Consider the following 14,567-nt stretch of genomic DNA (forward strand, 5'->3'; position numbering starts at 1 on the left):
TATCATTATAGCATAAAAAAAGAAATTGGCTGTATTCTCCCGCCGTTTGCGGGCATTTGGCAAAAGCGGGAAACAGCCGGCTTATTTTTTTCGCTGTTCATTTCTCCGTAAGCGGTCTGGATGAGGGCGTTGCCTCTCACTTTGATGGCAGAGGTATGCTCAGTAAACTGAGCGATAATCACTTCGCCTTTGTCCAGTTTTTCGGAATGGTGAAATTTCGTATCCGTTCCTCTCGTTAAACCGATGACGTTCACGCCGTCCTCGACCGCTTTAATGACGACAAAATCACTTGAATGCTTTGAATTCATATCTGCACCCTCTATCATTATTAATCCGCACGTTTAATATGTTCTAACACTTCGGAACGTGCCGCTGCGTCATCTTTAAAAATACCTCTTACAGCGGAAGTCACTGTTTTTGCGCCCGGCTTTCTTACGCCCCTCATCGTCATGCACATATGCTCAGCTTCGACGACAACCATGACGCCGTGGGGATCTAAGGTCTCTACGATGCTTTCTGCAATCGTTGAAGTAATGCGCTCCTGCAGCTGCGGGCGTTTTGAGACGGCTTCCACCGCCCGTGCCAATTTACTCAGGCCCGTCACTTTGCCGCCGCGCGGAATGTAGGCAATATGCGCTTTTCCGTAAAAAGGAACAAGGTGATGTTCACACATGGAATGAAACGCGATATCTTTTACAAGAACAAGCTCCTCATGGTCTTCTCCGAAAACGGTTTTAAAGTGTTCTTTCGGGTCTTCATTTAATCCCGAGAATACTTCCGCGTACATTTTTGCCACGCGTTTCGGCGTATCTAAAAGCCCTTCCCGGTCCGGATCTTCTCCAATCGCCTCTAAAATCTGGCGAACCGCCTGTTCAATCTGTTCTTTATTAACTTCTTTCATTGTCTGTGTCCTCCACCATTGAATACATTTAATTTCGATTCTAGCACATTTGCCGCGCCAAAAGCAAAACGAAAGTCCTGCCCGGTGACCGGGGCTGCTTAAATATGAAAAGCCCCTTTATCAAGGGGCTTTTCTGTGAAGAAACAAAGTGTATGTATCAGATGCATACACGATCTATATTCACAATTATTTTCCTGCAACAGCGTCTTTAAGAGCTTTACCTGGTTTGAAAGCAGGTACTTTGCTTGCAGGGATTTCGATTTCTTCACCTGTTTGCGGGTTACGTCCTTTACGTGCAGAACGCTCGCGCACCTCAAAGTTACCGAAACCGATCAGTTGGATTTTATCACCGTTTTTAAGTGCATCTAAAATCGTATCAAAAACAGAATCAACTGCTTTTGTAGCGTCTTTTTTAGACAATTCGCTTGCTTCAGCAACCGCATTGATTAGTTCTGTCTTGTTCATGCCTTTCACCTCCTCCCAAAAGGGTATCAAATCAGCAGTTTATTATCATTTCTTCACAGTTCAGCCTGATTCTAAACCTGTCTGATAAAAAATCAAAGCAGGGAAGAACAGACAAGTAAACGGCTTTTCATAAGAAAACAGACACTTTGAGGAATGTTTGTCCAACAAAGTGAAGATTTTCTGTATGTAGAGTAACACATATAAAAAGCCATATCAAGCATTTTAAAGCCTCAATCCCTTGCTCGTCAAGGTTTTCACGTGTTTTACCGAACAAATATTCCTTTTTTTGCTTTTTTCCTCCTAATCCTTGATTGATTTCCAGTATCTAAAAAGAATAAAAAAAGACCCCCCGTTTCAGGAAGAGGTCCTTCAGCTTACAAAATAATGGCGATCAGGCCGCCTGAGCCTTCGTTAATAATTCTCTCAAGCGTTTCTTTCAGTTTGTATCTCGCATTTTCCGGCATGAGTGACAGTTTTGCGGAGATTCCTTCTCTTACGATAGAGCTCAATGATCTGCCGAAAATATCGGAATTCCAGATAGAAAGCGGATCATCTTCAAAGTCCTGCATTAAGTAGCGGACAAGCTCTTCACTTTGTTTTTCTGTCCCGATGATCGGTGCGAATTCACTTTCCACATCCACTTTGATCATATGAATGGACGGAGCGACCGCTTTCAGCCTTACTCCGAACCTTGATCCCTGCCTGATGATTTCCGGTTCATCCAGGCTCATATCGGTTAAGGCCGGGGCGGCAATGCCGTAGCCGGTCTGTTTCACCATTTTCAGCGCATCTGATACCTGATCATATTCTTTTTTCGCGTGGGCGAAGTCCTGCATTAATTCAAGCAGGTGGTCTTTCCCGCGGATTTCAACGCCGACCACTTCTTTTAAAATCTGGTCATATAAATGATCCGGCGCATACAAATCAATTTCTGCCACACCCTGGCCAAGTTCGATTCCGGCCAATCCGGCGCTTTCAATAAATTCAAATTCACTGAAGTGGCCGACAACCCGGTCGACATCGCGCAGGCGTTTAATATCTTTTACGGTTTCTTTCACTGATTCCTGGTAGCTCTCTCTGAGCCAATGATTTTCTTTCAGCACCATGACCCAGCTCGGAAGGTTGACATTGACTTCCAGCACAGGGAACTCGTAAAGCGCTTCTCTGAGGACGCTTAACACATCTGTTTCCCGCATGCTTTCAACACTCATGGCGAGGACAGGAATATCATATTTCGCGCTTAATTCAGCTCTGAGCGCTTCTGTTTCCGGGTGGTACGGTTTTACCGAGTTGATGACCATAATAAACGGTTTGCCGACTTCCTTCAGCTCGTCGATGACTCTTTCTTCCGCTTCCACGTAATCGCCCCGCGCAATATCGCCGATTGAGCCGTCTGTCGTAATGACGACCCCGATTGTGGAGTGTTCCTGGATGACTTTTCTCGTACCGATTTCCGCAGCCTCATGAAAGGGAATCGGTTCTTCGTACCAAGGTGTATTGATCATTCTCGGACCGTTTTCATCCTCATATCCCTTCGCCCCGGGAACCGTATATCCTACACAATCCACAAGACGGATGTTGACATCAAGCCCTTCCGCGACATGAACGGACATGGCTTGATTCGGGACAAATTTTGGTTCTGTGGTCATTATCGTTTTTCCTGCTGCGCTTTGCGGAAGCTCATCCTGCGCCCGCGCTCGGTCGGCCTCATTGCTGATATTCGGGAGCACCACAAGCTCCATAAATTTTTTAATGAATGTAGATTTCCCTGTACGGACAGCGCCAACGACTCCTAAGTATATATCGCCTCCTGTTCGTTCAGCGATATCCTTGAAAATATCGACCTTTTCCAAGTGATCCCCTCCCGGACTTCCTATCCTTATCATTTTTCATTCACCATTCTCCAATCAAATACAGGACACTATATGTGTATGACGTTGTCCTATTTCAATATGACATCTTTAGAAAATTTTCAGGCAGTCTTTTCTATCAAAATCAAAAAAACCTTTCTCCCTATTTGTATGCGCGGGAAAAAGGTTCATTCCTGTTTCGTTTGACTTTCTAAAAAAACGGGTTCCTGTTTTTCATTTACGGTGTATGTGACTGAAAAGGCCGGGACGAAAGGAGTCTCTTTCCATAAAATATCCTGAATTTCCGCGCCCGGTTTGATTTTCTTTTTGTTTTCCTTCAGGCAGCGGGCGAGATCGACGCGATAGTCGGCATAGATTTCTCCGTCAGCGCCGATTAAAAGCGGCAGAGACGTGCCTGAAACCGGACTTTTGACTGAAGGAGAGTCTTTCATGCCGAGCTTTTTTTCATTTAAAGTGAACAGCCCTTTTGAAACGGCGTCCTCATAGGGAGGATATGTATGCTTTTCCTGATACATTTTGACACGCAGCTTCATGTCGCGGATTGCTTCCGCCATTTGGAGATCGACCAGCTTGACGGTCGGCTTATTTTCCACATCGACAAGCACGTATTGGTACATTCCTCCGCTTTCATAAGCTGAGGCCGGCGGCTCCTCTATGTATCTGGGCGCGAGCCGCTTAAAATCTATCGGATATTTTTGATAGAGCGGTGTTTTCATATCTTTTGTCTGAATCGGCAGAAGTCCGCCGTTCGCCTTTTTAAATTCATCCACTGCCGCTTGCACCTGCTGAAGCTGATGTTTGTAAGATACTTTATTTTCAGTTTTTTTGCTTCAGGGTACAGACAGCCGGACAGCAGAAGCACCGCCATTGCCGTTATGACGGCCATTTTTAACTTATGCATTCCGCGCCCCCTTTTTGCTTTATTCATTGACAGGCCCGCTGAAAACGACCATTAACACGATCAATCCCGAGATGACCATGCAGGCATAAGCGAGTGAAGAAACCGCTGCTTTTATCAGTTTGTTTTTCACTTTGTACCTGCTGACATAAATAGAGGCGACCGCAACAAACATTAATCCCATAGCACCAAGCGCAAACCACATTTTCATCAATGCCACACTCACGTTCGTGCCCCCCGTCCCATCATTGTAAGCGTTATATTTCATTTTAATATACAAATGTTGAAAAGATCAACAGGTTTTCCATCTATTGAAAAAACAAAAAAACTGAAGCAAAGAGGGGGACTTTGCTTCAGTCAAGTTGACTATATTCACCTGTACGTCTGAGATACACTCTCTTGGACTTCGATGCTATAGTATGCGTAGATGCGTACGTCTGCATCCTCTTCTGCCTAAATCAGCAAATGTTTTAAGCGATTTCAGCCGGAGAGTTCTGCGTTTTGGACTTTCGTCACTTCAGAATATGCTGACGGCATGTTATTGTCACTTCACCCGGTTTTCGAATGTGTTGACCAAGTCTTCCATCTCATGGGTTTTCACTCTGGCCATTAAGGATTCTACGGCCGTTTCTACCTTCTGCCCGTTAAATAATACTTGGTGAAGCGCTTCTGTGATCGGCATTTTCACCTGATATTTTTGAGACAGCTGATACGCAGCTTTCGTCGTCCGCACGCCTTCAACAACCATCCCCATCTTATCCAGGACAGCTTCCAGCTTGTATCCTTTGCCGAGCAGGTTGCCGGCGCGCCAGTTTCGGGAATGAACGCTTGTACACGTCACGATTAAATCGCCTACGCCGGTCAGGCCGGAAAAGGTGAGCGGATTTCCGCCCATCTTTGTGCCGAGTCTGGCGATTTCAGCAAGACCTCGGGTGATTAAGGCCGCTTTTGCATTATCTCCGTATCCCAATCCATCTGTAATCCCCGCTGCAAGAGCGATGATATTCTTTAACGCTCCCCCTATTTCAACACCGATCATATCCGGATTGGTATAGACGCGGAAATGCTGGTTCATGAATAAATCCTGAACCGCTTCTGCAGCCTTGATATTTTTTGAAGATGATGTAACAGTCGTCGGGTGTCTTAATCCGACTTCCTCAGCGTGGCTCGGCCCTGAAAGCACGACGATGTCTTTTCTGTACTCCTCAGGCAGCTCCTCTTCCATTAATTCTGAAATGCGGAGAAGCGAATCCGGCTCAATTCCCTTGCTGACATGAACAAAAATCGATTGTTTCGGGATGTACGGCAGAGCCTTTTTCAGCACTTCCCGAATGGCTTTTGTCGGAACTGCCACAATGATGAAGTCAGCTCCTTTTAAAGCCTCGCTTAAATCGGCTGTCCCGATGATAGAACTTGATAGCTCCACCCCCGGCAGGTAATCTTTGTTTTCATGCAGTTCGTTGATTTGATCGATCAATTCGGCACGGTGTCCCCACATCATGACTTGATGTCCGTTATCAGCCAGCACTAAAGAAAGTGCAGTGCCCCAGCTTCCCGCTCCAAGCATTGCCACTTTTTTCATCTCTGTATCACACCTTTTTATTTTCTTGCTCTTGCAAATATTTTAATTGGCGTACCTTCAAATCCGAAAGCGTCCCGGATTCGGTTTTCTAAAAAGCGTTCATAAGAAAAATGCATCAGTTCCGGATCGTTGACAAAAACAACGAAGCTCGGCGGCTTAACAGCGACTTGAGTCGCATAATAAATTTTCAGACGGGAGCCGTTGTGCGTCGGAGTCGGATTCATGGCGACCGCATCCATGATGACATCATTTAAGACATTTGTCTGCACGCGGAGAGAGTGGTTTTCACTCGCTTTAATAATCGCAGGCATGAGTGTATGAATCCGCTTTGTCGTCAGTGCCGACATAAACAGCACCGGCGCATAATCGAGAAATTGGAAATGCTCCCGAATATTCTGTTCAAATTCTTTCATCGTGCGCTCGTCCTTATCAACGGCATCCCATTTGTTTACGATAATGACGACGGCTTTCCCGGCTTCATGGGCGTATCCGGCGATCCGCTTGTCCTGCTCAAGGATGCCTTCTTCTGCATTCAGCACAACGCCGACGACGTCTGAGCGGTCAATGGCTTTTAACGCCCGCAGCACACTGTATTTTTCTGTTGTTTCATATACTTTACCCTTTTTTCTCATTCCCGCCGTGTCAACAATTACAAATTCCTGCTGATTGTAAGTGAACGCCGTATCTACAGCGTCTCTAGTCGTTCCGGCTACGTTGCTCACGATAACCCGCTCTTCGCCGAGCATCGCATTGACAAGGGATGATTTTCCGACATTCGGGCGGCCGATCAGGCAGAATTGAACGACATCATCACTGTACTTCGTCTCCGGAATGTTTTTAAAATGCTCGGCACAAGCATCGAGCAAATCTCCCAATCCTAAACCGTGTGTGCCCGAAATCGGATACGGTTCTCCAAAGCCGAGCGCATAAAAGTCATAGATGTTCGCTCTCATTTCGGTATTATCTAATTTATTAACGGCTAATACGACCGGTTTTTTCGTCCGGTACAGTATTTTTTGCCACTTCTTCATCCGCAGACGTCACACCTTCGCGGCCGTTCACCATAAAGATGATCACATCAGCCTCGTCCATGGCGATTTCAGCCTGCTGGCGGATCTGTGTCAGAAACGGTTCGTCTCCGATATCAATTCCGCCCGTATCAATCAGGTTAAAATCATAATTCAGCCATTCCGCCGAACTGTATATCCGGTCCCGCGTCACTCCGGGGGTATCTTCTACTATTGAAATTCTTTCACCCGCAATCCGGTTAAAGATTGTGGATTTTCCCACATTCGGTCTTCCGACAATGGCTACGACAGGTTTACCCATAGTACCCTTCCTTTCAATCCAGCCGCTTACATTTTCACACAAAAAATTGTTCAACCGGTTATTAAAAATCATCTTCGCTATGAAAAGAACCCTTCAAACAGAAGGGCTTAACTCATTTATTATATCAGTTTTCACTGAGATCACAATGTATTCTTCAAAATGTTTCGCATTCATGTAACAGTCTCCGTCTGTTTTCAAGACATTTTTGTCGCTCCTTTGCCCTGCTTTTTGCTTTTTTGGCTGATGCGCGCCGCAAGCTGTTCATATGTAGTCAGCCCGACGAGAAGAATCACTCCCGCCGAACAGCCTGAAAGCCATTTATAATCACCGACGGCTGCTGCACCCGCAATGTTGCGGATGACCGCAGCATACAATAACTCCCCCTGGCACATGCCGAGAACAAAAAGACAAAGCCTCTCAGGGAACCGCCCCTCAACAGAAAGCGTAATAACGGTAAGCAGTATAACCGCCGCCCATTCAGGTTTTATGATAAACCAAACAGGGTCATATAATGCAAAAAGAAAAATAAAGCCGTATGCCGCAGACGCCGTCAGATGAATCACAATATGACGGAGCCGTTTATGCATGCCTAGGCTTCCCGCATAAACAAATGCCGCAGCAAAAAACATGACATATGCCGCGTTCAGCGTAAAATAAGCCGTTATCTGATGTATGCTTGCCATCATATTAGTCAAAATAAAGACTGATACGTAATAACGGCTTTTTGTTTTGGCAAAAATAAAAGTCGCAAGTATCCATAAAAACCACATTGACCAGTAATAATAAAACGGTTCCATAATCGCTCCTCCTCTGACCAGTATGGAGCGGGAACGCATTTTTTAAACCAATTATGCCTGAAAGGAGCGGATAAGGATGGGAAAAGACAGACAGGAGAAAAAACTGAAAGCCTCCCGCCGGGTGGAATCTGATCGCGATGATTCGATTCACCATAAAGGAGCAACAAGCCTTGAACAAAACGGTGAATTCCGAAAAAGAAAATCGTAAAAAACAGAAAAAGGCATGCGTGTTCGCATGCCTTTTAACGTCTGCTGAAACGGGATGTGTCAATTCCCCGTTCAGAAAGCCAGTGATGTGTGTCACCTTTTATGACCAAAGGCGCCTTTTGCAATTGGGCAACCGATTGGCATCCGAGGGCGGTCATAATCATTTTCAGCTCTTGTAAAAGCGCCGTCATCTCGTCAAACAGCCCCTCTTCTCCTTTGGAGGTGAGAGCTTTCAGGAAGGTGCCGGCCATTCCCGCGCCAGAAGCGCCGAGGGCAATCGATTTGGCGACATCCAGGGCACTTTGCAGCCCGCCGGATGCGATAATTGATTGATCAGCGGAGAGCGAGTGGATTTCCGCTAAGCTTGCGGCAGTGGAAATTCCCCACGTATTAAAAAATTGAAGCGCCTTCTCTCTGCGCATATTTTCAATCTTAGAGAAATTTGTACCGCCGTATCCGCCGGCATCAACTGCTGCCGCGCCGGCATCAAATAACTGCCGTGCCGATTCCCTGCTCATTCCGAAGCCGACTTCTTTGACAAAAACGGGAATTCCCGCTTCCGCCGCAATCCGCTCAATACGGCCGAGAGCGCCGGTAAAGCTTCTGTCTCCCTCTGGCATGACGATCTCCTGAATCACATTTAAATGAATCTGGAGGGCATCCGCTTGAATCATATCAATTGCCCTTTTCGCCTGCTCGGCATCCGCCTCGCTGCCTAAATTGGCAAATATCAGCCCGTCCGGATTCTCTTTTCTGACGATCTCATAAGAATACCGTTCGGAGGGATCTTTTAAAGCCGACATTTGCGAACCGACAGCCAGCGGCATGCCGGCTTTGTGCGCGGCTCTTGCCAGCGATCTGTTAATTTCGTATGTAAGCTGTCCGCCGCCGCCTGTCATCGCATTGATAAAAATCGGCGAACTGCTTGTGAGTCCGCCGATTTTCGTTGATATATCCACTTTTTCCAATGCTAGGTTCGGTAGGCTGACATGAACAAACGTAATATCATCAAGCCCCGTTTCCCGGTTTTGACCGGTAGACAGCGCATGATTTATATGTTCTCTTTTTCGTTCTGCTCGTGTCACGTTTTATCACCAATTTATTTTAATTTATTAAGCTTGTCTCCGATTAAATCGCCAAGCTGGAAGCCGGTGCTCGGCTCTTCTTTCGCCTGGTATTGACGGAAGTCCTCCTGATCGGCTTTCGGCGCTTCTTCAAGCTCACGCATGCTTAAGGAAATGCGCTCTTCGCTTTCGTTCACGTCAAGCACTTTCACTTTAACAGTCTGTCCTTCTTCAAGCACTTCATGCGGCGTTCCGATATGTTTATTGGAAATTTGCGAAATGTGCACAAGTCCTTCCACGCCCGGAAGAATTTCAACGAAGGCGCCGAAGCTTACAAGGCGCTGCACTTTTCCTTCAAGCACATCTCCCTGTTTTACCTTTTCGCCGATCTGGCTCCAAGGTCCCGGCAGCGTTTCTTTAATAGATAAAGAAATACGCTCGTTATCGCGGTCTACGGACAGCACTTTCACTTTTACGTCCTGACCTTCTTCCACCACGTCAGACGGTTTTTCGACGTGTGAATGAGACAGCTGCGAAATATGAACAAGCCCGTCAATTCCGCCGATGTCGACAAATGCGCCGAAATCAGTCAGACGCTGCACTTTTCCTTCAAGCACGCTTCCAACTTCAAGCGTTTGGAGAAAATCATGCTTTTTGGCTGTCTGTTCTTTTTCCACTACAGCCCGGTGTGACAGAATCACCCGGTTTTTATCACGGTCGAGTTCAACGACGATAAGAGAGAGGGTTTTCCCTTTATAGTCAGTGAAATCCTCGACGAAATGAGCTTCGACAAGTGATGCGGGAATGAAGCCGCGAACGCCGATATCAACGACGAGACCGCCTTTCACCACATCTTTCACTTCAGCTTCAAACACTTCTTTTGTGTCGAATTTTTTTTCAAGGTCTTCCCAAGCGCGGTCAGCATCAACGGCACGTTTAGATAAAATCAAAGCATCGTCTTCCACTTTTGTTACTTTCAGGTCAAGCTCGTCGTCAACTTTTACGACATCCGATGCTTTCTCTACATGAAGACTTGATAATTCACTGATTGGAATGATTCCGGACTGTTTGACATTGACAATTTCGACATCTACATGCTTGTCCTCTACCTTTGTCACAATCCCTTTTACTACATCTCCAACCTCTGGCACTTGAACATCAATTTGATTCATTTCCTCTGTCATTTGAATAACCTCCTTGGTCCAAACCTACACAGCTTAATTAATACGGTTTGAAAGCTGAACATGTGAATGTCCGCTTTTCAGCCGAATATGTATTAAAGAATCATCCAAAAAAGATTTTGAATGATCAATAAAAAGTTTTATTAGTATTAACTTCTAATAAAAGGACTGGTTTGTCAAGCAATAACATCTTGTCTTTTGAAAAAAATTAAAAAGCGCTCCGCCCGAAGTTAACGTGATTTCTGTTCGACGATCTCCAGAATTTTTCCTGCGACTTCGGCAATGCTGAGTGACGTCGTATCGATTTCAATCGCGTCTTCCGCTTTGCGCAGCGGGGAAACTTCCCTCTCTGAATCGAGTTTGTCGCGTCTGGCAATTTCTTCAATGAGCGTCTCGTAATTCACGTCATAGCCTTTTTTCTTATTCTCTTCATATCGGCGCTTCGCTCTTTCCTCTACGGACGCGAGCAGAAAAATTTTCACTTCGGCATCAGGCAGCACGTGAGTACCGATATCACGGCCGTCCATGACGACACCGCCTTTTTGTCCGAGCTGCTGCTGTCTTTTAACCATTTCTTCTCTGACGCCTTTATGCTTGGCGGCGATTGATACTTGGTTGCTGACTTCGTCTTTTCGGATTTCTTCTGTCACATCTTCTCCGTTTACGAGAACGATTTGTCCTTCCGGAGCGGATACAAGCTCAATTTCCGTACGCTTCAAAAGCTCTGTAAGCGCGGCTTCATCGGTTAAATCGGCATTCTGCTTGAGCGCCGTATATGTAATGGCACGATACATCGCCCCTGTATCAATGTACACATATGATTTTTCTCAGCCACTATTTTAGCAACGGTGCTTTTTCCGGCAGCGGCCGGCCCGTCGATCGCAATTGATAATTTCTTGTCCATAATCTCTCTCCTTGCTCTTTACTCCTCTATGGATTGTATCATGAACTGCCGGAAAAGGGGCGAAAAAATTGAGCTGATTTACCGCTTTACCGTTTCAATCCATTCTTTTTTCTCCATTTTATCAACTCCCTCATATTTCACAGCTTTCGAAATATAAGGTTCAATAGGCTGATAATGAAGCAAAAACTGCACCGCGCCCAAAATTATAAGCTGAATGCAGACCAATTTGACCAGCAGACGTTCAAACGTTTTCATACACGCGCACCTCCATTAGGATTAGTATGGAAAAGTGCGCTGCTGTTTATTCCGACAGACTGTTTCTTCTCTGCTGCAGCTGCGCGCGCATACAATATTGGAGTAAAAGCTGCTGCGCTGCGGGGCCGATTTCTGTAAATTCAAGCGTCATTTTTTGTTTATCCGCCTTTTCATCATAAAAAATCCGCTGTGTAAGAGCCTCGGCCGTTATATCCGTCTCATTTTCCTTGCCGGGAAGAGAAAATGAGACATACAGCTTTTCACCTGGTTCCGCGGAAATATGCTCAGGCATCACAACAGCGATTCCGCCGGCGCTGATATTAGAGGAAACCGTTTGAAAAGCGGTTTTTTTCGCTTCCATTTTGACGGATACATCCAATACTGCGTCTGCACGGACGTATCGGCGTCTTTGAATCCGCTTCATTTCCTCCTGAGGGGGGATGTCCAATCCGATCATCGGGATGGGTTCTTTTTTCTTTCCTTTGATTATGCTTTTAAATTGATACGGTACTTGGCCATTCCCCATAAATTCCGCTGTTATTTCCAATCCTTTATGCAAAAAGACCGTCCGTCCCGAATCCAGATCGACGGGATATGAGATGTGGAGTTCGCCGTTTTCAACGCTTACTGCTTTACTCCTCGCTTTTTTGGGCTCATTGTTCTCTATGTATTCAATCCAAATATAATCTCCGACAGCTATCATGGCCTTCACTCTTTCATTATTTATGCTTTTATTAAAGCATGTAATGAAAAAAAGGAAAAGACTTTTAGTCCTTTCCTCCTTTATTTTTATAGGTCTTTATATATAGGCTCTGCACTTTTAATTTTCTATTATTTCCTCTTTTCCGTCGTCCGCATTAATGAACATTTGATACGTGTCTTTCCCGATCGTCCCGAGCATTTCGTAGCAAAGCACTTCCTGACCGAGTTCATTCGTGATCAGCGCCTGCCGGGTCTCCCGCACTTCAACATTTTTATTCAGCTTCGCTTTCGCTTCATCAGCTGACAAAGCGGGAGCCGGAATCGTTCTCGTGCGGTGCGCCGCCAGGTAATCACGCGCGGAAAAACCGACGACTTCACCATCATCCAGCGCCACTTTCATTCGGATGGCTTCCGGATAAATACGGACGTTTTTCTCCACGGGAATAAAAGAAAAGACGCCGATGTTATTATATTGCGCGCTTTCATCAATTTCGAGGCCTTTTGTTTCATATCCGTTTTTCTTTAAAAACGCGACGGCCCGGTTAGATGCTTCATTGAGGCTGATCTTTTGTTTCTTCACGGCCCGTTTTTGAATCAAATAGACAGGATGTCCCCCTTTTTGGGTAATATCCATATAGATAAAAGATTTGTGATCCGCGTCATTCATGCGGATACTGTATACATCCCGATTCGTCTTCCGGCCGCTTTTGACCACTTTAATGGAATAATTATGATCAGGCGCAAACCGTTGTGCGATTTTTACCGCTTCTTTTTCCGTAATTTGTTTTCCTTTCAGATGCGTAAACCCTTTTCGTTCTGTATTTGCGCTTGTAAACGTAGGGCTGGTACTGTCTTCAGAAAAAGCGCCTACATTTTTTTCGACTGTTTTAAAGCTGTCGACGATCGTATTATCGCTTTGTTTTTTGTCAGAGGCGAGCGCCATCTCAACATCCATCCACCGTAAATTTTTACTCATGACGAGATGCTGAACGCTGCGGAGCTGGTTTTGAATGTTCTCGGCCTGTTTGTACAGGCTGTTCAGTGTTGTATATTCTTTCTTATCAAGCGGTTTTTGGTCTAAATCCCGGACGGATGTTTTATAGCTGAAATCTCCTATATTGGATAAAAACTCCTCCGTCTTATTAAAAGGCATGAGAGTCAGGGGCAGCTGGCTCACATTGTTATGTGCTTCAGATGTAATTCTCCATACATCAATGAGCGCCGGAGACAGAGATTTTTTACTGTTCATTGCAAGCGTCGTCCCGATTTTGTCGTGAAGCTGATCAACATGGTACGTCAGTTCATGAAAAGCCCTCTGATAATTATTTTCCGCGTGCAGAAGGACCGCATCTTTTTCCTGATGCTCTTTATATCCCCAGTATCCGGTTGCGGCGATCGCGACACCGAGAACAGCGATAATGATTCCTCTAATCATGTTAACACCTCATTTTGCGTACTTTTACTCACAGAAAATGTGCTTTCCGATTCTTTTAATCTGCGGACGTCCCCAAATCCATTTGCTTGTCGCCGTATCAGGATTGAAATAATAAAGCGCGTTTTCAGAAGGGTCCCATCCGTTGATCGCATCAAGAACCGCTTCTTTTGCTCTTTCATTCGGCTGCATGTATATTTGGCCGTCGGCAACGGCGGTAAACGCGAGCGGTTCGAAAATGACGCCGGCCACCGTATTCGGAAATAACGGGCTTTTAATACGGTTTAAAATAACCGCGGCGATGGCAACCTGTCCTTCAAACGGCTCACCGCGCGCTTCCCCGTACACAGCCTGCGCCAGAAGATTGATGTCGTTGTTTGAGAAACCGCCAGGCATATTGGCCGCTGTCGTATTTTGCTTTTGATTTGACTGACCGCCTGTATTGTTTTGCGGCTTTTGAGCAGGCTTATTCGTTCCCGCCGGCTTCTGCGCTCCGGCTCTCGGTTTTGTTTGGTTTTCCAATGGGACGTTGCCATAATGAGTGAACGTATTCCCTTTTTGGATCTGCTCCATTACATATTCACGGTAATATTTTGATTTTGAAATCAGCACCTGTTTGGTTTTCGCCCCGACGAGGCCGTCAACCGGCTTCATGCCGAATTTCTCCTGAAAATTTCTCACGGCCCAGTATGTGGTCCAGCCGTAAACACCATCGATTTTCCCGTTATAAAATCCGTTATATTGAAGACGGGCCTGCAATTCTATAACATCATCACCCGTCGCGCCTCTTTGAATCACTTGATTTGAAAACGCATGAACCGTTTCATGATGATCGAAGAAAGCGGCGGCGAAAGAAAATAGAATGAGACATGCCATAAAGGCTCCTTTGCACTTCATCTCTTCAAGCCTCCTACTGCAAAATTTAAAGTGTACCCGTATTGTCTGTCACGCGGATATTTTTATACACCGTTTCCTTCTT

Annotated in this window: 13 protein-coding genes and 4 pseudogenes; 1 reads left to right on the forward strand and 16 read right to left on the reverse strand. The window is 45.6% G+C overall.

Translation table 11 applies throughout. The features are described 5' to 3' along the window. Positions 1 to 5: 5 nt before the first annotated feature. From mtrB to D368_RS17860, 9 genes and pseudogenes are all read right to left on the reverse strand, one after another. The gene (gene mtrB / locus D368_RS17820; RefSeq protein WP_486129295.1) at positions 6 to 308 is read right to left on the reverse strand and encodes a trp RNA-binding attenuation protein MtrB; all 303 of its coding nucleotides are present in this window, start codon (positions 306 to 308) and stop codon (positions 6 to 8) included. Between the two features lie 20 nt (positions 309 to 328). Then, positions 329 to 901 (reverse strand): GTP cyclohydrolase I FolE, encoded by a 573-nt coding sequence (gene folE, locus D368_RS17825; protein ID WP_003153448.1) that lies wholly within the window; start codon positions 899 to 901, stop codon positions 329 to 331. Between the two features lie 186 nt (positions 902 to 1,087). Then, entirely contained in the window at positions 1,088 to 1,366 is a 279-nt protein-coding gene (gene hbs / locus D368_RS17830; RefSeq protein ID WP_003153447.1) for a non-specific DNA-binding protein Hbs, read from the reverse strand. Positions 1,367 to 1,740: 374 nt separating this feature from the next. Next, positions 1,741 to 3,219, reverse strand: coding sequence for a stage IV sporulation protein A (spoIVA, locus tag D368_RS17835; RefSeq protein ID WP_003153438.1), 1,479 nt, complete (start codon positions 3,217 to 3,219; stop codon positions 1,741 to 1,743). 185 nt (positions 3,220 to 3,404) lie between these two features. Then, positions 3,405 to 4,138: pseudogene (locus D368_RS17840) on the reverse strand (hypothetical protein). Positions 4,139 to 4,157: 19 nt separating this feature from the next. Beyond that, positions 4,158 to 4,361 carry a DUF2768 domain-containing protein gene (locus tag D368_RS17845; RefSeq protein WP_003153435.1) on the reverse strand — a complete coding sequence of 68 codons (204 nt, stop codon included), beginning with the start codon at positions 4,359 to 4,361 and terminating at the stop codon, positions 4,158 to 4,160. Between the two features lie 318 nt (positions 4,362 to 4,679). Then, complete coding sequence (locus D368_RS17850; RefSeq protein ID WP_003153434.1) at positions 4,680 to 5,717, reverse strand: NAD(P)H-dependent glycerol-3-phosphate dehydrogenase; 1,038 nt, start codon at positions 5,715 to 5,717, stop codon at positions 4,680 to 4,682. Positions 5,718 to 5,734: 17 nt separating this feature from the next. Next, a pseudogene (gene der, locus D368_RS17855) lies at positions 5,735 to 7,046 on the reverse strand (ribosome biogenesis GTPase Der). A gap of 194 nt (positions 7,047 to 7,240) precedes the next feature. After that, positions 7,241 to 7,843 carry a YphA family membrane protein gene (locus D368_RS17860; protein ID WP_071391683.1) on the reverse strand — a complete coding sequence of 201 codons (603 nt, stop codon included), beginning with the start codon at positions 7,841 to 7,843 and terminating at the stop codon, positions 7,241 to 7,243. Positions 7,844 to 7,919: 76 nt separating this feature from the next. Here D368_RS17860 and D368_RS17865 point away from each other — a divergent pair, with 76 nt between their 5' ends. Then, entirely contained in the window at positions 7,920 to 8,051 is a 132-nt protein-coding gene (locus D368_RS17865) for a YpzI family protein (RefSeq protein WP_003153429.1), read from the forward strand. Positions 8,052 to 8,085: 34 nt separating this feature from the next. On the opposite strand, the gene fni is transcribed toward D368_RS17865, so the two are convergent. From fni to sleB, 7 genes and pseudogenes are all read right to left on the reverse strand, one after another. After that, positions 8,086 to 9,135, reverse strand: a complete 1,050-nt coding sequence (gene fni / locus D368_RS17870) for a type 2 isopentenyl-diphosphate Delta-isomerase (protein WP_071391682.1) — start codon at positions 9,133 to 9,135, stop codon at positions 8,086 to 8,088. A gap of 14 nt (positions 9,136 to 9,149) precedes the next feature. Next, positions 9,150 to 10,298, reverse strand: a complete 1,149-nt coding sequence (gene rpsA / locus D368_RS17875) for a 30S ribosomal protein S1 (protein ID WP_003153426.1) — start codon at positions 10,296 to 10,298, stop codon at positions 9,150 to 9,152. Positions 10,299 to 10,525: 227 nt separating this feature from the next. Continuing rightward, positions 10,526 to 11,199, reverse strand: a pseudogene (gene cmk, locus D368_RS17880) ((d)CMP kinase). 78 nt (positions 11,200 to 11,277) lie between these two features. Further along, positions 11,278 to 11,454, reverse strand: coding sequence for a YpfB family protein (locus D368_RS20345; protein WP_003153420.1), 177 nt, complete (start codon positions 11,452 to 11,454; stop codon positions 11,278 to 11,280). 46 nt (positions 11,455 to 11,500) lie between these two features. Next, positions 11,501 to 12,157 (reverse strand): flagellar brake protein, encoded by a 657-nt coding sequence (locus D368_RS17885; protein WP_128575024.1) that lies wholly within the window; start codon positions 12,155 to 12,157, stop codon positions 11,501 to 11,503. Positions 12,158 to 12,243: 86 nt separating this feature from the next. Continuing rightward, positions 12,244 to 13,591 (reverse strand): annotated as a pseudogene (ypeB, locus tag D368_RS17890) (germination protein YpeB). A 24-nt stretch (positions 13,592 to 13,615) separates the two neighbouring features. Then, positions 13,616 to 14,485, reverse strand: a complete 870-nt coding sequence (gene sleB / locus D368_RS17895) for a spore cortex-lytic enzyme (protein WP_015388061.1) — start codon at positions 14,483 to 14,485, stop codon at positions 13,616 to 13,618. Positions 14,486 to 14,567 lie beyond the last annotated feature (82 nt).

The organism is Paenibacillus lentimorbus NRRL B-30488, from assembly GCF_000411595.1.
GTDB lineage: Bacteria > Bacillota > Bacilli > Bacillales > Bacillaceae > Bacillus > Bacillus velezensis.